Origin of the sequence: Flavobacterium luminosum (assembly GCF_023635005.1) — a bacterium.
GTDB classification, from domain to species: domain Bacteria; phylum Bacteroidota; class Bacteroidia; order Flavobacteriales; family Flavobacteriaceae; genus Flavobacterium; species Flavobacterium luminosum.
On record NZ_JAMLJM010000009.1, the window covers coordinates 83,003 to 102,506 of the forward strand.

20 protein-coding genes and 1 pseudogene are annotated in these 19,504 nt (G+C 33.4%); 13 read left to right on the forward strand and 8 right to left on the reverse strand.

What is annotated here, in order from left to right:
- Nucleotides 1-2 precede the first annotated feature (2 nt).
- Entirely contained in the window at nucleotides 3-503 is a 501-nt protein-coding gene (locus NAT50_RS10915; RefSeq protein WP_250593262.1) for a Pycsar system effector family protein, read from the reverse strand.
- Nucleotides 504-624: 121 nt separating this feature from the next.
- On the opposite strand from NAT50_RS10915, the gene NAT50_RS10920 reads away from it, so the two are divergent.
- From NAT50_RS10920 to NAT50_RS10940, 5 genes are all read left to right on the forward strand, one after another.
- Nucleotides 625-1,311 (forward strand): RNA polymerase subunit sigma, encoded by a 687-nt coding sequence (locus NAT50_RS10920; protein ID WP_250593263.1) that lies wholly within the window; start codon nucleotides 625-627, stop codon nucleotides 1,309-1,311.
- Nucleotides 1,298-1,636 carry a hypothetical protein gene (locus tag NAT50_RS10925; protein ID WP_250593264.1) on the forward strand — a complete coding sequence of 113 codons (339 nt, stop codon included), beginning with the start codon at nucleotides 1,298-1,300 and terminating at the stop codon, nucleotides 1,634-1,636. The genes NAT50_RS10920 and NAT50_RS10925 overlap by 14 nt, the downstream gene beginning before the upstream one ends.
- The gene (locus NAT50_RS10930; protein ID WP_250593265.1) at nucleotides 1,599-2,414 is read left to right on the forward strand and encodes an ImmA/IrrE family metallo-endopeptidase; all 816 of its coding nucleotides are present in this window, start codon (nucleotides 1,599-1,601) and stop codon (nucleotides 2,412-2,414) included. The genes NAT50_RS10925 and NAT50_RS10930 overlap by 38 nt, the downstream gene beginning before the upstream one ends.
- Nucleotides 2,415-3,028: 614 nt before the next feature.
- Nucleotides 3,029-3,604, forward strand: coding sequence for a hypothetical protein (locus NAT50_RS10935; RefSeq protein WP_250593266.1), 576 nt, complete (start codon nucleotides 3,029-3,031; stop codon nucleotides 3,602-3,604).
- A gap of 1 nt (nucleotide 3,605) precedes the next feature.
- Nucleotides 3,606-4,556, forward strand: coding sequence for a nucleotidyl transferase AbiEii/AbiGii toxin family protein (locus tag NAT50_RS10940; protein ID WP_250593267.1), 951 nt, complete (start codon nucleotides 3,606-3,608; stop codon nucleotides 4,554-4,556).
- A 485-nt stretch (nucleotides 4,557-5,041) separates the two neighbouring features.
- On the opposite strand, the gene NAT50_RS10945 is transcribed toward NAT50_RS10940, so the two are convergent.
- The 5 genes and pseudogenes from NAT50_RS10945 to NAT50_RS10970 form a co-directional block, all read right to left on the reverse strand.
- A complete protein-coding gene (locus tag NAT50_RS10945; protein ID WP_250593268.1) occupies nucleotides 5,042-5,581 on the reverse strand; it encodes a TetR/AcrR family transcriptional regulator in 540 nt (179 codons plus the stop codon).
- Nucleotides 5,582-5,606: 25 nt separating this feature from the next.
- Nucleotides 5,607-6,599, reverse strand: a pseudogene (locus tag NAT50_RS10950) (acetyl-CoA C-acyltransferase); the annotation flags it as partial.
- A gap of 222 nt (nucleotides 6,600-6,821) precedes the next feature.
- The gene (locus NAT50_RS10960; protein WP_250593269.1) at nucleotides 6,822-7,604 is read right to left on the reverse strand and encodes a patatin-like phospholipase family protein; all 783 of its coding nucleotides are present in this window, start codon (nucleotides 7,602-7,604) and stop codon (nucleotides 6,822-6,824) included.
- A gap of 84 nt (nucleotides 7,605-7,688) precedes the next feature.
- Complete coding sequence (locus NAT50_RS10965; protein WP_250593270.1) at nucleotides 7,689-8,381, reverse strand: SIMPL domain-containing protein; 693 nt, start codon at nucleotides 8,379-8,381, stop codon at nucleotides 7,689-7,691.
- 40 nt (nucleotides 8,382-8,421) lie between these two features.
- On the reverse strand, nucleotides 8,422-9,063 hold the full coding sequence (locus NAT50_RS10970) for a rhomboid family intramembrane serine protease (RefSeq protein WP_250593271.1): 642 nt from the start codon (nucleotides 9,061-9,063) through the stop codon (nucleotides 8,422-8,424).
- Between the two features lie 93 nt (nucleotides 9,064-9,156).
- On the opposite strand from NAT50_RS10970, the gene NAT50_RS10975 reads away from it, so the two are divergent.
- Nucleotides 9,157-10,029 carry a lysophospholipid acyltransferase family protein gene (locus NAT50_RS10975; RefSeq protein ID WP_250593272.1) on the forward strand — a complete coding sequence of 291 codons (873 nt, stop codon included), beginning with the start codon at nucleotides 9,157-9,159 and terminating at the stop codon, nucleotides 10,027-10,029.
- 41 nt (nucleotides 10,030-10,070) lie between these two features.
- On the opposite strand, the gene NAT50_RS10980 is transcribed toward NAT50_RS10975, so the two are convergent.
- Nucleotides 10,071-11,558 (reverse strand): aminotransferase class V-fold PLP-dependent enzyme, encoded by a 1,488-nt coding sequence (locus tag NAT50_RS10980; protein ID WP_250593273.1) that lies wholly within the window; start codon nucleotides 11,556-11,558, stop codon nucleotides 10,071-10,073.
- Nucleotides 11,559-11,670: 112 nt separating this feature from the next.
- On the opposite strand from NAT50_RS10980, the gene NAT50_RS10985 reads away from it, so the two are divergent.
- From NAT50_RS10985 to NAT50_RS10995, 3 genes are all read left to right on the forward strand, one after another.
- Nucleotides 11,671-13,224: a protein adenylyltransferase SelO gene (locus NAT50_RS10985; RefSeq protein ID WP_250593274.1), complete on the forward strand. Its 1,554-nt coding sequence runs from the start codon at nucleotides 11,671-11,673 to the stop codon at nucleotides 13,222-13,224.
- Between the two features lie 129 nt (nucleotides 13,225-13,353).
- Nucleotides 13,354-13,629, forward strand: coding sequence for a toxin-antitoxin system YwqK family antitoxin (locus NAT50_RS10990; protein WP_250593275.1), 276 nt, complete (start codon nucleotides 13,354-13,356; stop codon nucleotides 13,627-13,629).
- Nucleotides 13,630-13,764: 135 nt separating this feature from the next.
- Nucleotides 13,765-14,208, forward strand: a complete 444-nt coding sequence (locus NAT50_RS10995) for a hypothetical protein (protein WP_250593276.1) — start codon at nucleotides 13,765-13,767, stop codon at nucleotides 14,206-14,208.
- Nucleotides 14,209-14,245: 37 nt separating this feature from the next.
- On the opposite strand, the gene glmM is transcribed toward NAT50_RS10995, so the two are convergent.
- Nucleotides 14,246-15,634 carry a phosphoglucosamine mutase gene (gene glmM, locus NAT50_RS11000; RefSeq protein ID WP_250593277.1) on the reverse strand — a complete coding sequence of 463 codons (1,389 nt, stop codon included), beginning with the start codon at nucleotides 15,632-15,634 and terminating at the stop codon, nucleotides 14,246-14,248.
- Nucleotides 15,635-15,771: 137 nt separating this feature from the next.
- Here glmM and NAT50_RS11005 point away from each other — a divergent pair, with 137 nt between their 5' ends.
- The 4 genes from NAT50_RS11005 (at nucleotide 15,772) to lnu(H) (NAT50_RS11020) (ending at nucleotide 19,302) form a co-directional block, all read left to right on the forward strand.
- Entirely contained in the window at nucleotides 15,772-16,371 is a 600-nt protein-coding gene (locus NAT50_RS11005) for an acyl carrier protein phosphodiesterase (protein WP_250593278.1), read from the forward strand.
- 319 nt (nucleotides 16,372-16,690) lie between these two features.
- A complete protein-coding gene (gene lnu(H) / locus NAT50_RS11010) occupies nucleotides 16,691-17,461 on the forward strand; it encodes a lincosamide nucleotidyltransferase Lnu(H) (protein ID WP_077564604.1) in 771 nt (256 codons plus the stop codon).
- A 250-nt stretch (nucleotides 17,462-17,711) separates the two neighbouring features.
- A complete protein-coding gene (locus NAT50_RS11015; protein ID WP_250593279.1) occupies nucleotides 17,712-18,254 on the forward strand; it encodes a hypothetical protein in 543 nt (180 codons plus the stop codon).
- 277 nt (nucleotides 18,255-18,531) lie between these two features.
- Complete coding sequence (gene lnu(H) / locus NAT50_RS11020) at nucleotides 18,532-19,302, forward strand: lincosamide nucleotidyltransferase Lnu(H) (protein WP_077564604.1); 771 nt, start codon at nucleotides 18,532-18,534, stop codon at nucleotides 19,300-19,302.
- The last annotated feature ends 202 nt before the right edge of the window (nucleotides 19,303-19,504 follow it).

The window sequence follows — 19,504 nt, forward strand, 5'->3', positions numbered from 1 at the left end:
AATTATATAAATTTTGTTATTAGTGTTATTGCGTAAATAAGTAGTAAAACGAACTCAACGATGATCATTCTACCTGCATAAAAAAGTTTTTGATATTTTGCTTTTAGTCCTCCAGCTAGGCTGTACGCTTGACAAGTTAAATCCAGCAGAAGTTTTTTGTCTGAAATGTCATTGATTTTATCTGCATATTCATCAAAGGTGAAATTTGCAACATCCTGAAAGAAGATTACTGAGTTACTTTTGTCCGAAGCACTATGCAAATATGGTGTTATAGCAATTAGTGTTATAGTCATACTTATAACAGCCAGAAGCGCAATAATACCTAAGACGATAAGTGAAAAAGTTGTAACATCTTGCTGCTTGGTTGAAGCTGCAATAGTAATAATACCACCAAGTATGGCTGTATTCAAAGCAAGGTAAAGGTTGCTTTTTGTTTGGGTACTTTCAATGTATATATCAAAGCGACCAATAATAAATTTAATTTGTTCAAATTTTTCTTTCATTTTTTTAAAATAATTTTAAAGTTGTATTACTATTTCAAGGCACAAATCTTATATTTGAGAAGTATATGAGTCCAGCCTCACTCATATACCAAAACCGTTACTAACGCTTTTAGGTATATAGATGGAAACTGAGTTAAATAATAAGATAGATTTTGAAAAAATGTGCAGTTCGGAGCTACTGGATTATATTTCCTTTAAGTCAGAATATCCAAATGAAGCGGAACAGGCATTTTATGAATTTTGCCGTCGATTTGAAAAAAATGTAATTCAAAAGGCTGAAGTATATTCTTCAAAATTTGGCTATAGTGAGGTTATAGCTTTAGAAATAGCACATTGTGCTTTTGCCCGAGTTTGGAAATACCCAAGCTTTAATTTAGAAAAAGCAAAAAGCAAAGATGTAAATAAAGCAATATTATTGTGGTTGTATCCAATAATGTACACACAACTAGTAAAATATGGTGAACAAAATACTTGTGCAGATCCAACAATTGATGAAGATTTATCAATTATTACTGATTTAGATGGACTTGTAGATAAAAAATCAGCTAGTGAAAATAAAGAAGATAGAAAAAATTTAAAAATTAAGTTAGGAATTTTAGATAGTGCCTTTATTGGTCTGAGCGAAAAACATAAAATAATTTACCTAACTTATAAAGCATATGAAGTGCCAGGTAAAAATATTCCAAGAACTATAAGTAAAAAATTGCAGGACACACTTGAACTTACACAAGGAACAATAAGATTGTATAAAAGAGATGCTAATCTTCATGTAGAAAATTATATAAAGCAAAGAAATGGCAGAAAATAATAAACATATCTTCGATTTAGAAATTTTAGATCATTATCTATGCTCAACAGGCTTTATATGCCCTACTAATGAGCTTCAGCTAGATTTATTTGAAAAACTATATGACGGTTTTGATTATAAATTAAAAGATGCGACAATTGATGTTTCTGCCATTATTAATAATCAATTAAGTAAAAAGTCTGTTATTCGGATTTTCAATGAAGATAATTTAGATGAAATAAAAGAATTAAAAATGGCTGCAAGAAAAGGAACTCAAGGCCTATCACAGGATATTATTGATAAAATGTATGGAAAACATCGAAAAAAATCAGATGATACCAAATAACCCACTCTTAACCATTAAACATTTAGCCGAATCAATAGCTTTAGAATTTCCTGACACAATTACTCCCTTATATCTTATCCTCGAAGAAGAAGAATTAGATTTATTTTTTGATTCATATGGTGATGGTTTTGATGGAATGACAATTTATGATGACTCTAAGTTTTTCATACATATAAATACTTCCAGAGGTAACAAGCCCAATACAGCAAGAGCTCGCTTTACTATAGCACATGAGCTTGGTCATTATTTCATCAACCATCATAGAATTGGATTAAAAAAAGGGTTATTATCACCTCACCCATCAAAAAACTATGAAGATACTCATTTTAGAATTGAAAGAGAAGCCGATTATTTTGCTTCTTGCTTATTAATGCCGGAAGAAAGGTTTAAAAAACACATTCAAAGAAAAAAATTTGATTATTCAATTATTAAATCTTTGTCAGAACATTTTCAAACGAGTATTACGGCTACAGCAATTCGATTTGCCGATATTGGAAACCATCCTCTTATGATAGTCTTTGCAGAGAATGGAAAAATTAAATGGCGGTGGAATAGCGAAGATTTTCCATTTAAATATTTATTATATAGTGATAAAATTCCCGAGAATTCTGTAATGGGAGAATATTTTTATCAAAGCAAACAGCCAACCGGAACTGAAGATATTTGGCCTATGGACTGGTTTAATTATGTCAAAGATGATGATGAATATAGAAGGTTTAAAGAACATTGCATTCCTCATAAAAATTTAGCATTGAGTATTATTTGGGAAGCTAAATAATGAATTCTTATTTTTGAGGATATTACAATTATTTGCGACAAAATATTTAATTTTATCATTTATTAAATATCTTCGTAACATTATAAGCCAAAACTAATTATTTACCCGCCATGAGAAAAAAGCTGCTCTACACTGCTACCCTATTCTTTACACCAGTTTTACAAAAGCTAGATACCATTAATCCTTTATTAGGAATTAAACTGGATTTTCAGTTTTTCATAATTTGCTTATCAATACTACTACTCATTCGCATTATAGCCATAATCTATTTTTGTTTAGCTATTATAAATTGGATTAATACAGGATTTCAGTTAAGTAAATTTCCTCCCGTTATTATTAGTGCTATTGCGATTTTAGGCTTAAACTATTCCATAAAAGTAATTAAAAACAACTGGACCAAAAAAACTCAAAAGAGGATTCAGAGCATACCAAATGCATTATTGAGGTAAACTTTTACTTAAATACATCCCTATCCTTTAAACAGTATTTAATTAAGTCATTTTTGTTAGTAATAGATACTGGGCACAACTTTTGCTGTCTATAAAAAAATTCGTTTTGCATGAATTTTCAATAAAGTTATTTACAAATAGTAATTATTTACTAACTTTGTACTTATGAATAAGTTACAGGAACTAAAGAAACATTTAAAACAGGGAAAAGTATACCGGAGGGCTGATTTATCCAAGTGGTCTAAATCAGTTGACCGCCATTTGGAGGAACTTTTGAAAGATGGGACTTTGCAGAAGCTTTCGCAAGGGCTTTACTTTTATCCTGAATCTACCGCCTTTGGGCAAGCACCACCTGAAGAGGAAGTATTGGTGCGCTCTTTTCTGAAAGACAGTCGTTTTTTAGTTACCTCCTTAAACGCATATAATGCCCTGGGTGTAGGAACCACACAGCTCTATAACCAAAAAACGGTTTACAACCACAAACGCCATGGTGATTTTACTTTGGGTGGAAAAACATTTTCTTTTAGGGTAAAGCCTCATTTTCCACGTAAGGCTACACCGGAATTTCTATTGGTAGATTTACTTAATAATCTTGACCTGCTTGCGGAAGATCCTACTGAAGTGCTTGCAAAAGTGCGTTCACGAGCCACAACCATGGATACCAAAAAGCTAAAAAAATCGCTCGTGGATTATGGCAATGCCAAAACAAAAAAACTGCTGGAACCAGTTATAGCTGCCTAATATGTCTGATTACTTGCACAACCATAAAGATTTTGCCGCACTCCTACGCATTGTTGGCAATGAAATGAATATTGAACCTGGTCTTATAGAAAAAGATTACTGGATAATGCATGTGCTGTATGGACTCAAGCAACAGGGTTATCAATTTGAATTAAAGGGAGGAACTTCTCTTTCTAAAGGGTACGGAATTATACACCGGTTTTCGGAAGACATTGACATTCATATTAAGCCTCCTGTTGAAATGAATATAAATGAAAACCCGAAAAATAACAAACCAAACAATATTGAAGCGCGGAAAAATTTTTATGACTGGCTTTCACAAAGTATAAAAATTGACAGTGTTATTTCAGTTGAAAGAGACACTTATTTTGATGACATTCCTAACTATCGCAGTGGCGGTATACGATTGCATTATGAAACCATGACGGATCAAATTGCTGGATTGAAAGAAGGTATTCTTCTGGAAGCGGGATTTGACAGAGTTACCCCAAACAATAGTATTACAATATCTTCATGGGCTTATGAAAAAGCAGTTACGAGTAATGTTAATATTATTGACAACAGGGCAATAGATATTGCCTGCTACCACCCCGGCTATACTTTTGTGGAGAAATTGCAGACCGTAGCGACTAAATTCAGACAGGAACAAGAAACCGGCGAAGAACGTCAAAATCTTATGCGACAATATTATGATATTTTCAGTTTACTTGGAAATATTCAGGTTCAGGAATTTATTGGGTCTAATGAATATCTTGAGCATAAAAAGGCAAGATTTCCAAAGCCTGATTTTGACATCCCTATTGTCGAAAACGAGGCATTCTTACTGACTGATAAAGAACTTAGAAATCGTTTTAGAGAGCGATATGAAAAAACTGCTGCACTTTATTATAATGGGCAACCGGATTTTGAAGAAATGCTTGCTGTGATTGGACAATGGGTTGAAAAGTTATAACTACACATTATGAAGCATTATAATTTTTATTAGTATGAGATTCATTCTATGCTAACTTTTACCTTTCTTTTTATCGCCGCTTTTTTGCGGTGATTTAATTGATTTTTCGCCGCACTGTGAGCACTAAACTTGTAAAAAAAAGAAATTCAGGCATCAAAATAGTATCAAAATTCTTTCTAAACATGTTCAAATTTTGGCCTGATTTGCAGCATTTTATTTGGTCAAATTCCCAATTATATCTATCTTAGCACTATAAGATTTGAAGCTATTTGCAGTACAGATGCAAAATCGAGACCCTTGTTTTTTTGGTTACTTGTAACCCTTATAAATAAACGGATTAGTTAGGATGTTCGAATCCTGCTCTCCCCACAAAAATAAAACCAGTAAATTCTATTTACTGGTTTTTTGTTTTTATACTATTTAGAATTTTAGAAATAATAAAGTTTCCTAATTAGATTATTTAGGTAAAACGTAGATTTAAACAATTAGGGTAGTAAACCATACTTTTGTTTTACCAAACAAGTTATAGCATCTATATGCACCATTTCAAACTCATTTGAAGCAATATATTTCCAAAGCGCGTCAATAATTACTAATACAATTTCGGCTTCTAATTCTGGATTTGGGTAACCTAATTCGGAAAAGGCTTTTGCTAGCATTTCATTACTAGATGTCATGAAATGTTGATGGTGCATCATGGCAAGAGCATTAAGAGGAGTAATTTTATACTGCATCTGCCAAAAATCCTTGTTATTTAGTACGAGAACTTTCGGCAAATCCAGTAAATTAGAAATATAATTTTGAGGCGAATCATATTCTACATGTTTTGCTACTAGCTTGGTTGCCTCTCGATAGCCACATTTCAAAATTTCTTCAATGAGTTTGTCTTTACTTTTAAAATGCTTAAAAATTAAAGCTTCAGACACATTAGCTTCCACTGCAATTGTTCTAGTAGAAGCTGCCTTGGTCCCTAGTTCTGTAAAGACTTTAAGGGCGGCATTTAATATGTCTTGTTTTTTACTCATTTTTATTGAGACGTATTTATTTAGATTACACTCGCTCTAAAATCACAGCGTAGCCTTGCCCTACTCCTACGCACATGGTAGCTAATGCATATTTACCGTTCTTTTTATGTAACTCTAAAGCAGCCGTGTAGATAATTCTAGTACCCGACATACCTAGAGGGTGTCCTAAAGCAATGGCACCTCCGTTTGGATTAATTCTAGGGTCATCATCTTGCAAACCTAATGCACGAGTACAAGCCAAAGCTTGAGCAGCAAATGCCTCATTAAATTCCATTACATCAATATCATCTAGAGTCAACCCCGCTTTTTTCAGCGCTTTTTGAGTCGCTGTAACAGGTCCAATTCCCATGATTCTTGGTTCTACACCTGTTACTGCCGAAGCTACAATTCTAGCCAAAGGTTTTAAACCGTATTGCGCTACCGCTTCTCCCGAGGCCACATAAATTGCCGCTGCTCCATCGTTTAACCCTGATGCATTTCCGGCAGTTACTGTTCCATCCTTTTTAAAAGCTGGTTTTAAATTACCTAACGATTCCAAAGTCGAATTTCCTCTGATAAATTCATCCTTTGAAAAAACTAACGGTTCGCCCTTTCTTTGAGGAATGGCAACCGGAACTATTTCTTCGCTCAATCTTCCATTTTCGGTAGCTGCAGCTGCTTTTAATTGAGAAGCCAAAGCGAATTTATCCTGGTCTTCTCGAGAAATACCATACATTTCTACTAGATTTTCTGCGGTAATTCCCATGGGATCCGTTCCGTACGTGGACTGCATTTTAGGATTAACAAAACGCCATCCAAAAGAAGAATCTTCCACTTTTGAACCAGTCCAGTTTAATTGGCTTATGGGTGTAGGATAAATTATTTTACAGCTTTTATCTAAAGTTTCAATTCTGCTTTCAAGATAATTACATAATAAGTCATTAGACATTATTATTGCCACTTTATAGTCATGCGAACTGCAAAGTCTATTATCATAGTTCATTAAATAACAATCATCTAATGAAACGTAATTATCGTTATTTCTTAAAAATTATTCATTGTCTTTGAATGAAGCTCTTGAACGATAGTATTGATAAAAATCTTTATTGTTTTTTGAATATTGATAAATCTTATATAATACTGGCGGTTTCAAGACCTTAATGCAACAAGGTCTTGAAACCGCCTTCTTCAAAATATTAGCTATGGAAGATTCTATAAATCATAGCGTTAAATCTTAACTATCTATTTAAAAAGTGAGAGACTACAGACTGTTTATTCTTTCAAAAGATTCTTTAGCGGCCTCGTAACCAATGTTGAAAATCATCTCCATTTTTTGTTTATTGGTTTCAAAAGTGCCAAAATTGACTAATTCTTCCGGTTCAATAATCCAATCGCAATTATTGAATTTTTGTAGATTAGAATTTGCCGACAACAAATCGAAGGCTCTGGCTGTCACGGCACGAATTGAAGATAAATCGCTAGCATCAATTTTTTGAATTGGACTTACATAAACTCCAATTAAAAATTCGGAACGGCCTTGTAAAATATCTGTGGGAAAATGGTTTAAAATCCCACCATCACTATATAAATTGCCGTTGATTACATGCGGAGACAATATGCCGGGAAAAGAAGAAGAAGCCAACACAGCATCGATTACTTTGGTTTTATGACCAAAAACTTTTAGTTTTCCTTTTACCAAATCGGTTGCGGTAATGTGTGTTTCTATTTTTAAATCGCCAATGGTTTTGTCTCCAAAAACATCTTTAAAATAAGATTCGAAAGCCGTCGTGTCTATCAATCCAGCTTTTTTAAAGGTAAAATGTTTCCAATTGAAAAAATAAATCGATTGGAACCACTCTAAAATTTCATCAGGCGACTTTCCTTCTGCATACAAAGCTCCTACAATTGCTCCGGCACTAGTTCCAGCAATCTGTGAAGGTTTTAAGTTTTGCTCTTCTAAAAATTTCAAAACACCCGCATGTGCCAATCCTTTGGTACCACCTCCAGAAAGAACTAAACCAATAGAGTTTCGATTGATATTCATTGATGAATTTTATGCTTTAAACAAATGTAAGGGTTTATCCTCAAAAAGAACATAAAAAAAAACCTCGCTTTTGCGAGGCTTTGATTATTCTACAGCAAAGATAATTGTGACGTTAGCTGTGATTTCTATTTCTCCAATGGCCAAAGTCTCTTTCGGACTATTATCACTTAGAGCCTCTGCTCGCATTGCTTTAAAAACCGGTTGTGGATAATAGGTGTTTGAATTGTCGGTAATCAATAATACTTTACCAACTTTTTGACCTAAAGCTTCGGTATAATCTATTGCTTTTTGTTTTGCCACACCCGCAGCTTTTTTACGAGCTTCTGTTTCGTATTGTGCTAGTTTAGACGATTTAAACTCTACACCATTAATATTAGTAATACCTGTATCAGTCAATCCCATCATAAATTCGTCATACTTTTTCAAATCTTTCAACGTCACAGTCAAAGTTTGATTGGCAACATAATTGTATTTCTTTTTTACATAATCGTAAGACTTGTGCAAACTTACTTGCGCTGTTTGAAAATCCGATTGTGGGATGTTATTTTTTTTGATGTACTTAATGACTTTATCAATAGTTTCATCATTCAATTTTTTAACTGTAGCGGCGTCTTTTCCTGAATTTTCCACACCAATTGTAATAGTTGCAATGTCCGGAGTTACTTTAATTTTTCCTTCACCAGACACATTAATCTGAGGAATTGCATTTTCTTTTGAAATTTGTGCCTGAGTCATCACTGTAAAAAAGGTAGCTAAAATTACTATTAGATTTTTCATAATATTTCGTTTTCTAGTTGTTTTTCAAAAGTTGTGCCAATTATAATTTCCCTGTTTTCTCCAGAACAAATAAAATAACAATAGGAATCGCTAAAAGCAGCACCATGAATAAATTATCCGTTACTAAAGAAGGTACTTTCATTAGAGTTATCGCATAACCTCCTATGGCCCCTCCAAAATGCGCCGTATGTCCTATGTTATCATTTTTAGCTTTCATCCCGTAAATAGAATACAACAGATAACCAATACCAAAAAGATAAGCCGGTATAGGAATAGGTATAAAAAACAAATACAAACTCATATCCGGATTCAGTAAAATAGCCGCATATAATACTCCCGTTACCGCTCCAGAAGCACCAACAGCTCGGTATCCATAATCATTTTGATGAAAATATAATGTCAATAAGTTACCACTGATTAGACTCCCTAGGTAAATTAACACAAAAGAGAAACTTCCCATGTATCCGATGACTACGGGAGCAAACATGAATAAGGTAAACATATTAAAAAACAAATGAGCAACATCGGCATGCAAAAAAGCAGAAGTAAACATACGGAATTGTTCTCCGGCGCGGATGCTTCCAATGTGAAATTCATTTTTTCTAAAAAAGTATAGATCGTTAAAGGCTTTAAAACTTACTAAGACATTAGCTACAATAATCGCTATTAAAAAAGGATTCATAGATTAAATTTTATGTAAAGATACCAAAAGCATTTGAAACAAGATAACGGTCAAAACCAGAATAAAACTTATATTTGTCCCAAAAATCAACTTATGCAATTTTTAGTATTTGCTATTATATATCCTATGTTGTGGCTTATTTCGAAGCTACCTTTCCGATTGTTATACCTTTTATCTGACGTTGTATTTTTTCTGGTTTATTACATCATTGGCTACAGAAAAAATACAGTTCGAAAAAATTTGGCTTTAGCCTTACCGCATTTATCTGAACAGGAACGGTTAATCATCGAAAAAAAATCGTTTCAGCATTTGTGCGACATGTTTCTGGAAATGATAAAGACTTTAAGTATTACGAAAGAAGAAATTGAAAAAAGATTTTCTTTTGCCAATTTTGATGTATACCTGGATCTAGAAAAAAAAGGAAAAAGTATTGTACTATTGGCGTCTCATTATGCCAGCTACGAATGGTTAATTTCCATGAATCATTACATTAATTTTAGAGGAGTAGGAATTTACAAGAAAGTAGCAAATCCTCACTTTGACAAATTAGTAAAAGACATCCGTTCTAAATACAAAGCTCATTTGGTAACTACTAAAGAAACCAAAGCTACCATCCAAAAAGATCATAAAGAAGGAAGATTGTGTGTCTATGGCTTTGCGAGTGATCAAACTCCAAGAAGATCTCCTAAAAATTACTGGTCTACGTTCATGGGAATCGAAACTCCGGTTCATGTAGGTGCTGAATTGTTGGCCAAACAATTTGATATGAATGTGATTTTTTTGAAAGTTAAGAAAGTAAAACGTGGGTTTTACGAGGCGACCTTCGAAGTTTTAGCAGAAGGAAATACCAAAAGCATACCCGATTATCAAATCACAGAAACTTATCTTCGTAAAGTAGAAGCACAAATATTAGAAACACCAGAATACTATCTGTGGACACACAAAAGATGGAAACATCGAAAATAATACACAAAAAAAGCTCGGAAAAACCGAGCTTTTTTTGTGTATTATATGGTAAACCATTTATGAATCAATTCTTTTTCTACTTTTTGAGCCTCTTTATGTAGATACTCGTTTGTTGCAGGATTGTAATTATAATCTTTGGCCCACTCCTTATGGTTTTGTGCCAATTTCCTGATAGATTGACACACATACTCAATCTCAGCATTGGTAGTCGTTGGGTGAATCGACATACGTATCCATCCTGGTTTTTGAACCAAATCTCCTGAATCAATATTGCAAGTAATCGCATTGGAGGTTTCCTGATCTACATGGAGTAAATAATGTCCATACGTCCCTGCACAACTACAGCCACCGCGGGTTTGAATTCCAAAACGATCATTTAACAATTTCACCCCTAGGTTATAATGCAAATCGTCTATGTAAAAAGAAATAACTCCCAATCGATCTTTGTGTTGACCTGCCAAGATGTTAATATTTGATTCTTTGGATAATTCATCAAAAATATAATCGACAATCTCATGTTCTCTTTGCAGAATATTATCGACTCCCATTTTTTCTTTCAATTGAATAGCCAATGCTGTTTTAATTACTTGTAAAAACCCCGGAGTTCCACCATCTTCTCTATCCTCTATATTATCAATATATTTGTGTTCTCCCCAAGGATTAGTCCATGACACAGTTCCTCCTCCTGGGCAATCCGGCACATTGTTCTTGTATAAATTTTTATTAAAAATTAATACACCAGAAGTTCCTGGTCCTCCTAAGAATTTATGCGGCGAAAAAAAGATCGCATCCAAATAAGCTTCAGGATCTTCGGGGTGCATATCTATAGTTACATAAGGACCTGAACAAGCAAAATCTACAAAACAAACACCTCCATTTTGATGCATCCATTTGGCTACTTCGTGATAAGGAGTTTGAATCCCAGTAACATTGGAACAAGAGGTCATCGAGGCAATTTTAAAACTTCTGTCTTTGTATTGCTCCACTAATTTTTTAAAATTCTCCATAGAGAACAAACCTTCCTCATCGGCTGGAATCACAACCACATCTGCAATCGTTTCTAACCATGAAGTCTGATTCGAATGGTGTTCCATGTGTGAAATAAATACGATGGGACGTACTTCTTGAGGGATATTGGTGAATTCTTTTAAATTTTCAGATACACGCAATCCTAAAATACGTTGAAACTTATTTACCACACCAGTCATTCCCGTACCGTCAGTAATTAAAACATCATTTGCATTTGCGTTTACATGATTTTTGATAATGTGGCGCGCTTGATGATACGCCATTGTCATTGCTGTACCCGAAACCGTGGTTTCTGTATGAGTGTTGGCTACAAACGGTCCAAAATCGTTGATGATTTTCTCTTCAATTGGACGGTACAAACGACCTGAGGCGGTCCAATCCGTATAGATTATTTTTTGAGTTCCAAAAGGGGATTGAAACTCTTGATTGATTCCGATTATTTGATCTCTAAACTGTTTAAAATAGAGCTCTAACGAGGTATTTACCGTATTGGTCGACATTGTGTTGAAATTTGTGTCAAATATACATTTTTTACCAATTTTATAACGTTATTTTCTTTGTTTTATCCCTATTTTTGAAAAGTAAAATTCCAACCTCTAATTGAAGATTATCATGCCGTTCATACCCCAAAATACATTCACCCAATCTTTACCGGGAGATCCGGAAACATCTAATGAAGTACGTAAAGTTTTTGGCGCTTGTTATTCGTTCGTAACTCCAACGAAACCCGTTAATCCTACTTTAATTCATACTTCAAAAGAAGTTTTTCAAAATATTGGTTTACAATACACTAAAGAAAACAAAAATCATTTTACTGATCTTTTTTCCGGTGCTATTATTTTAAAAAACACTCAGCCCTATTCCATGTGTTATGGTGGACATCAGTTTGGAAATTGGGCAGGGCAATTGGGAGACGGTAGAGCTATTAATTTATTTGAAAGTAATGGCTACACCGTTCAATTAAAAGGAGCTGGAAAAACTCCATATTCAAGAACTGCCGATGGCTTGGCAGTATTGCGTTCTTCAATACGAGAATATCTTTGCGCCGAAGCGATGCATCATTTAGGAGTTCCTACTACCCGCTCGCTATCTTTAATATCTAGTGGAAACAAGGTATTACGTGATGTTTTGTACAATGGAAACCCTGCCTACGAACAAGGAGCTATTGTTGCGCGTGTAGCACCTTCCTTCATTAGATTTGGAAATTTCGAAATTCACGCTTCGAGAAACGATATAGCTACTTTGCAACAATTGACCGATTACACCATTTCTCACCATTTCCCTGAAATTTATTCCGAAGGAAAACAGAAATATCTAGACTTTTTTCAGAAAGTAGTACAATCGACTTTAGCTATGGTTTTACACTGGCAACGAGTTGGTTTTGTTCATGGCGTTATGAATACTGATAATATGTCGATTCATGGTATTACCATAGATTACGGACCTTATGGCTGGCTCGAAGATTTTGATCCCGATTGGACTCCCAACACAACGGATCGTGAATACCGCCGCTATCGTTTCGGAAATCAGCCAGAAGTCGCTTTATGGAATTTATATCAATTAGCTAATGCTTTGTATCCATTACTTCAGGAAAGCGATGGACTTCAACGTATTTTAGAGCAATATCCTATCGACTTTGAAAGAGGTTATCAACAAATGATGCTTCGAAAATTAGGATTAGAAAACACCATAGAAAATGAAGATAAATTTTTAACAGAACTTACTCAAAATCTTAAAGTTACCTCTACTGATTTTACTATTTTCTTTAGATTACTTTCAACAATAAAAAAAGAAGATACCTCAAGTATTGCTTTAGATAAAATATCCAGTTCTTTTTATTATCCTGAAAGAATCACCGAGGCTATGAAAAGACAATGGTTGGATTGGTTTAGCGTTTATTTAAACCGATTACAAAACGAACTGCTTACGGATGAAGAGCGAAGCAAAAATATGAATCAGGTAAATCCCAAATACGTCCTTAGAAATTATATGGCTCAATTGGCTATTGAAGAAGCAGAGAAAGGAAATTATCAATTAATAGACGAGCTATTTACGCTCTTACAAAAACCTTATGACGAACAACCGGATTATGAAAGATGGTTTACCAAACGTCCCGAATGGGCCAAAACCAAAATTGGCTGTTCTATGCTATCCTGTAGTTCGTAATTAATCATACCAATTCATTTTCATTACTCATTGCACCATTATTAGTCAATTTTGTAAATGAAAACTAGAAATTGAATTATGAAAATTTTAGTTAAATTGCTAAATAGAATACCATAAATTAGAGAAACGATGCAACAAAAAACACATTATAGTAACGGTCAAATTATTTCAACTCTGGAGGATAATGTGCTCACCTTTTTCTATAAAAATGGGATTATTAAAGCCAAAGGACCTTATATCAACAATCTTATGGAAGACGAGTGGCTTTTTTATCGTGAAAATGGTGATTTATGGCAAATTGGTCATTTTAAAAATAATATGAAACATGGAAATTTTACTCGTTATGACCGCAACGGTGCCATAGAATACAACGAAAATTTTCTCGACAACAAAAAGGTCAAATAATTAAATTTATCCAGAATAGCCATAGATTTTATTTTGGCCTATTTATTGATTATTCACATTTAAACTTGAAACGTTTTTTTAAAACAAACAATAATTTTTATATTTGACGTTATAACCACTTAACCTATAACAACTATGAAAAATTTAAGCAGAACATTTATTATTGCACTTTTTCTATTTTTAATTATCCCTGACAATCTATTTTCACAAGGACCACCACCATGGGCACCTGCACACGGTTATCGCGCTAAAACAAGATATGTGTATTTCCCTGATAGAAATTTCTATTATGATCTAAACACGCGCAACTATATTTATCTTAGCGGTTCTAATTGGAGAGTGAGTGCTACTTTACCAAAACTTTTCATTGGTATAAATCTAGGTAAAAGCACACAAATTGAATTAGATTTTGTTGGAGAAAGACCTTACAGAGAAAACCATGTTCATGTTGTAAAATACAAAAAACCTAAGAAAGTGAAAGCTCACAGACATCATCATCGCCACCATGATGATCATGATCACGACCACCATGATCACGGAAGAGGAAATGGTCATGGCAGAGGACACGGAAGACATTAAAAAACAACCCTGAACATAAGTTCAGGGTTATTTTTTTTTAAATACCAGCGATTACTTTTAATTCGCCAACAAAACGCTCTGCCAAATCATCTGCAGCAGATTGCGTAGAAGCTTCGGTATAAATTCGAATTATAGGCTCAGTATTTGATTTTCGCAAATGCACCCATTCAGAAGCAAAATCAATTTTCACTCCATCAATTGTAGAAATCTCTTCTGCTTTGTACTGCTCAGTCATCTTTGCTAATACAGCATCTACATCGATTTGAGGAGTCAATTCGATTTTATTTTTACTCATAAAATACTGTGGATAAGACGCTCTTAACTCAGCTACTGTCTTTTGCTGATTTGCTAAATAGGTCAAAAATAATGCTACTCCCACTAACGCATCCCTTCCGTAGTGCAGTTCAGGATAAATAATACCTCCATTACCTTCTCCTCCTATTATCGCATTTGTAGCTTTCATTAACTCAACTACATTGACCTCACCTACAGCACTCGCTTGATAACTTCCCTTGTGTTTTTCGGTAATATCGCGTAAAGCTCTAGAAGAAGACATATTCGAAACCGTGTTTCCTGGTGTTTTACTCAAAACATAATCGGCTACAGCAACCAAAGTATATTCTTCTCCAAACATTTCACCATCGTTAGAAATAAACGCCAAACGATCTACATCGGGATCCACCACGATTCCAAAATCAGCCTTTTCTTCTTGGACTAATTTACAAATATCTCCCAGATGTTCTTTCAATGGTTCTGGATTGTGAGGAAAATGACCATTAGGTTCACAGTATAATTTCACCACTTCAACGCCCATTTGTTCCAACAACTTCGGAATAATAATACCACCCGAAGAATTCACACCATCTACCACTACTTTGAACTTTTTCTGAGCTACAGCTTCCACATCTACTAGAGGTAAATTCAAGACTTCATCGATATGAATGTCCATGTAAGCATCATTATGAATTACTTCACCTAAAAAATCGACCTCTGAAAAATCAAACGCTTCCGATTCGGCAATTTCAAGGATTTTAGCACCTTCAGAACCGTTTAAAAATTCACCTTTAGCATTCAATAATTTTAAAGCGTTCCATTGTTTCGGGTTATGAGAAGCCGTAAGAATAATTCCACCATCCGCTTGTTCTAAAGGAACAGCCACTTCCACTGTTGGAGTCGTAGACAATCCCAAATCGATTACATCTATCCCCAATCCAACTAAAGTATTTACCACTAAATTATGAATCATAGGACCGGAAATACGAGCATCACGACCTATACACACTTTTAGTTTCGTCTTGTTACTATTTTGTTTTAAAAAAGTTCCATAAGCCGATGCAAATTTCACAGCATCCACAGGAGTCAGGTTCTCCCCTACTTTTCCACCAATAGTTCCCCTAATTCCTGAAATAGATTTTATTAACGTCATATTTTAAACACGAATTAATTACAAAATACAAATATAAAGGTTACCAAGTTCTATCAAATACAGTTGCAAAAGATTTTTTAACAAATACCAATACCAACTGAAAGTTTGTATATTTGATTACTTAAGACTATGAATAGATGAATTTCTTAGCACATACCTATCTTTCAGGCGAAAATGAACTTTTGCGCATTGGTAATTTTATGGCTGATGGTATACGTGGGCATCAATACCAAAACTATCCTATAGAAATTCAGAAAGGAATTTTATTACATCGTAGCATTGATACTTTCACTGATGCTCATCCTATTTATAGACAAAGTAAACACCGTCTTCATGAAAAATACGGGCATTATTCCGGAGTAATCATGGATATTGTATACGATCATTTTTTAGCGAAAAATTGGTCACAATACCACCCTGAAAATTTAAAAAACTATACTCAAAACTTTTATCAATCTTTATTAAAAAATCATGGACTCCTCAATGAAAAAACACAAAAAATGATTCCGTACATGATTGCGCGCGATTGGTTTAATAGTTATGCCACTTTGGAAGGCTTAAAAATGATTTTATTTCAAATGGATCATCGAACTCATCAACGCGTTCACATGCAAGAAGCTATCCATGAAGTGAAAGAATTTTATACAGAATTTGAAACTGAATTCAGTCTTTTTTTTGATAAGCTAGAAAAGCATTGTCAAGAAAAAATATCCGAATTGAATCATAATTATTTATAAGTTTTTCATTACACTTTTTTATTTAATAAATATAATTACATTTGTATACAAGCGAAGAAAACTATTTTAAAAAACGAAGTACACTTTTTTAAATAGTATTTTGTAACTTATTGAAAAACAATAAAAAACTAAAAAACACCCGTAATAAGGTTCGCCTATTTACGAGTTGGCGGTAATTTTACCAAACAGAATGTTGAACATAAAAAAGTATAATCCGATGAAGCTATAAGTAACTGTCCAAAATAAACAACGTAAAACTTTTTCATTGCTTTCGAAAAGTAGTGAAAATTTCTATTATCAACATTTAAAAATTAGAAAAATGACACAGTTACAAATGATTGACAAAACAAAATATATAGCTCAACAAGACGAAAATGTTTCCGCCGTTTTTATGTATGGTTCATTTACCAAAAACGAAGGAGACAAATATTCTGACATCGAATTTTACATCTTCTTGAAAAATAAAGAAAATTTCTCGACAGAAAAATGGGTAAATCAAATTCATCCTTTGGCTTTATATTTTACAAACGAATATGGAAGTGAAGTTGCTATTTTCGAGAATATGGTCAGAGGAGAATTCCATTTTTTAAAAACGGAGGAAATTGAAATTATCAAATCTTGGGACGGAATTGTTGAATTTAGCGATTTTGACCAAATGAACCTAACCGACAAAGATGGACTTTTAAGGAAAACGCTTAATCAAATCAAAACGAAATCGCCTGAAAGAATAACAAATGAAAATATTTTGTGGTTAAGCCAATCATTACTGAATGTTGTACTGACAACAAGCAACTTGATTAAACGAGAAGAATTTGCTCACGCTCATCACAGTTTATCAAATGTGCAGAAATACTTGCTTTGGCTTATAAGAGCAAGAACAAGCAAAACGCAACATTGGGAAAGTCCGACTAAAAGTCTCGAAAAGGACATTGACACGATTTGGTATTCAGCGTATAAAAAAGTAACATCAGATTTAAATCCCAAAAACATCATTTTGGCTTTTGAGAACTCATTAAATTTATCGGAAAAACTATTTGATGAACTAAATATTGAACCCAAACTGAAAGAAATCCTACACAAAATAAGATAAAAAAACTACCGCCAACATCGGTTTTGCAAAAGAGCGGGTTAAGTGGTTAATTCAAGGTTTGTGCATTTAATCCGCAAAACCATTTTTTATTTGCTTTTAAAATGTAAATTAGCAAATAGAAAAAATGGTTTTGCTTAAGTTAGTTCAAAATTGAAAGTTTAGTCTTTCTAATCCGCTCCTTCGCAAAGCCGCAAAACGTTAGCTGTAATTTTACTGCAACAAAATCACCCAAAGAAAATTAATTTACATAATGATACTTTTAATTAATGCAAAAACATATAGTTTTATATCTAAAGTTGAGTTAACAGAATTTAAATTGAATCAGAAAATAGAAAACTATGTATCAACTGATAGGTTTTCAGAAACGAATGAACTAATTGATAAATTTTCAACTCAATTTAATTTAATGCAACATCAAATCATAAAATTAGAGTCAGAATTAAATGATAAAAATATACAATATGTTGGATTTGTTCCTGGAAAATTTTCTGAATTCTCATCCTTCCCAATCTATTTAGATATCAAAAATACCCGAGGAAAGTTAATTTATTGGAAAGATTGGGATTACATTTTTCAAAAAATAGAAGACAAATATTATTTATGGTGTTTCTTAGGTGGAATTGCTGATATACAGCGTGAAATTGAGCTAAGTGATGAACAAACACAAAACTATCATAATTTAGGAATAGAATATATTGACAGACTAATCACTGATCTAAAAAAACTCAACGATTCTGAAACCTATAAAAAAGCTATTGAAGAAAATCGAGAAGTTTATAAAAACTACAGCTAACAGCGGTTTGTTTCAAGTGGCGGTTTAGTGATAATCCGAAAACGCCGTTGTAAAATTTAATAATTAGTTTATATTTGTGTTGGCTTGGTGTTAAAATCGCCACCTAAAAACAAGCCACAGAACGTTGGCGGTAATTTTACCAAACAGAATGTTGAACATAAAAAAGTATAATCCGATGAAGCTATAAGTAACTGTCCAAAATAAACAACGTAAAACTTTTTCATTGCTTTCGAAAAGTAGTGAAAATTTCTATTATCAACATTTAAAAATTAGAAAAATGACACAGTTACAAATGATTGACAAAACAAAATATATAGCTCAACAAGACGAAAATGTTTCCGCCGTTTTTATGTATGGTTCATTTACCAAAAACGAAGGAGACAAATATTCTGACATCGAATTTTACATCTTCTTGAAAAATAAAGAAAATTTCTCGACAGAAAAATGGGTAAATCAAATTCATCCTTTGGCTTTATATTTTACAAACGAATATGGAAGTGAAGTTGCTATTTTCGAGAATATGGTCAGAGGAGAATTCCATTTTTTAAAAACGGAGGAAATTGAAATTATCAAATCTTGGGACGGAATTGTTGAATTTAGCGATTTTGACCAAATGAACCTAACCGACAAAGATGGACTTTTAAGGAAAACGCTTAATCAAATCAAAACGAAATCGCCTGAAAGAATAACAAATGAAAATATTTTGTGGTTAAGCCAATCATTACTGAATGTTGTACTGACAACAAGCAACTTGATTAAACGAGAAGAATTTGCTCACGCTCATCACAGTTTATCAAATGTGCAGAAATACTTGCTTTGGCTTATAAGAGCAAGAACAAGCAAAACGCAACATTGGGAAAGTCCGACTAAAAGTCTCGAAAAGGACATTGACACGATTTGGTATTCAGCGTATAAAAAAGTAACATCAGATTTAAATCCCAAAAACATCATTTTGGCTTTTGAGAACTCATTAAATTTATCGGAAAAACTATTTGATGAACTAAATATTGAACCCAAACTGAAAGAAATCCTACACAAAATAAGATAAAAAAACTACCGCCAACATCGGTTTTGCAAAAGAGCGGGTTAAGTGGTTAATTCAAGGTTTGTGCATTTAATCCGCAAAACCATTTTTTATTTGCTTTTAAAATGTAAATTAGCAAATAGAAAAAATGGTTTTGCTTAAGTTAGTTCAAAATTGAAAGTTTAGTCTTTCTAATCCGCTCCTTCGCAAAGCCGCAAAACGTTAG

What these genes read in the sequence shown, in the direction of transcription:
- NAT50_RS10915 (WP_250593262.1), bottom strand. Translation starts at nt 503, where the DNA reads ATGAAAGAAAAATTTGAACAAATTAAATTTATTATTGGTCGCTTTGAT.
- NAT50_RS10920 (WP_250593263.1), top strand. Translation starts at nt 625, where the DNA reads ATGGAAACTGAGTTAAATAATAAGATAGATTTTGAAAAAATGTGCAGT.
- NAT50_RS10925 (WP_250593264.1), top strand. Translation starts at nt 1,298, where the DNA reads ATGGCAGAAAATAATAAACATATCTTCGATTTAGAAATTTTAGATCAT.
- NAT50_RS10930 (WP_250593265.1), top strand. Translation starts at nt 1,599, where the DNA reads ATGGAAAACATCGAAAAAAATCAGATGATACCAAATAACCCACTCTTA.
- NAT50_RS10935 (WP_250593266.1), top strand. Translation starts at nt 3,029, where the DNA reads ATGAATAAGTTACAGGAACTAAAGAAACATTTAAAACAGGGAAAAGTA.
- NAT50_RS10940 (WP_250593267.1), top strand. Translation starts at nt 3,606, where the DNA reads ATGTCTGATTACTTGCACAACCATAAAGATTTTGCCGCACTCCTACGC.
- NAT50_RS10945 (WP_250593268.1), bottom strand. Translation starts at nt 5,581, where the DNA reads ATGAGTAAAAAACAAGACATATTAAATGCCGCCCTTAAAGTCTTTACA.
- NAT50_RS10960 (WP_250593269.1), bottom strand. Translation starts at nt 7,604, where the DNA reads ATGAATATCAATCGAAACTCTATTGGTTTAGTTCTTTCTGGAGGTGGT.
- NAT50_RS10965 (WP_250593270.1), bottom strand. Translation starts at nt 8,381, where the DNA reads ATGAAAAATCTAATAGTAATTTTAGCTACCTTTTTTACAGTGATGACT.
- NAT50_RS10970 (WP_250593271.1), bottom strand. Translation starts at nt 9,063, where the DNA reads ATGAATCCTTTTTTAATAGCGATTATTGTAGCTAATGTCTTAGTAAGT.
- NAT50_RS10975 (WP_250593272.1), top strand. Translation starts at nt 9,157, where the DNA reads ATGCAATTTTTAGTATTTGCTATTATATATCCTATGTTGTGGCTTATT.
- NAT50_RS10980 (WP_250593273.1), bottom strand. Translation starts at nt 11,558, where the DNA reads ATGTCGACCAATACGGTAAATACCTCGTTAGAGCTCTATTTTAAACAG.
- NAT50_RS10985 (WP_250593274.1), top strand. Translation starts at nt 11,671, where the DNA reads ATGCCGTTCATACCCCAAAATACATTCACCCAATCTTTACCGGGAGAT.
- NAT50_RS10990 (WP_250593275.1), top strand. Translation starts at nt 13,354, where the DNA reads ATGCAACAAAAAACACATTATAGTAACGGTCAAATTATTTCAACTCTG.
- NAT50_RS10995 (WP_250593276.1), top strand. Translation starts at nt 13,765, where the DNA reads ATGAAAAATTTAAGCAGAACATTTATTATTGCACTTTTTCTATTTTTA.
- glmM (WP_250593277.1), bottom strand. Translation starts at nt 15,634, where the DNA reads ATGACGTTAATAAAATCTATTTCAGGAATTAGGGGAACTATTGGTGGA.
- NAT50_RS11005 (WP_250593278.1), top strand. Translation starts at nt 15,772, where the DNA reads ATGAATTTCTTAGCACATACCTATCTTTCAGGCGAAAATGAACTTTTG.
- NAT50_RS11015 (WP_250593279.1), top strand. Translation starts at nt 17,712, where the DNA reads ATGATACTTTTAATTAATGCAAAAACATATAGTTTTATATCTAAAGTT.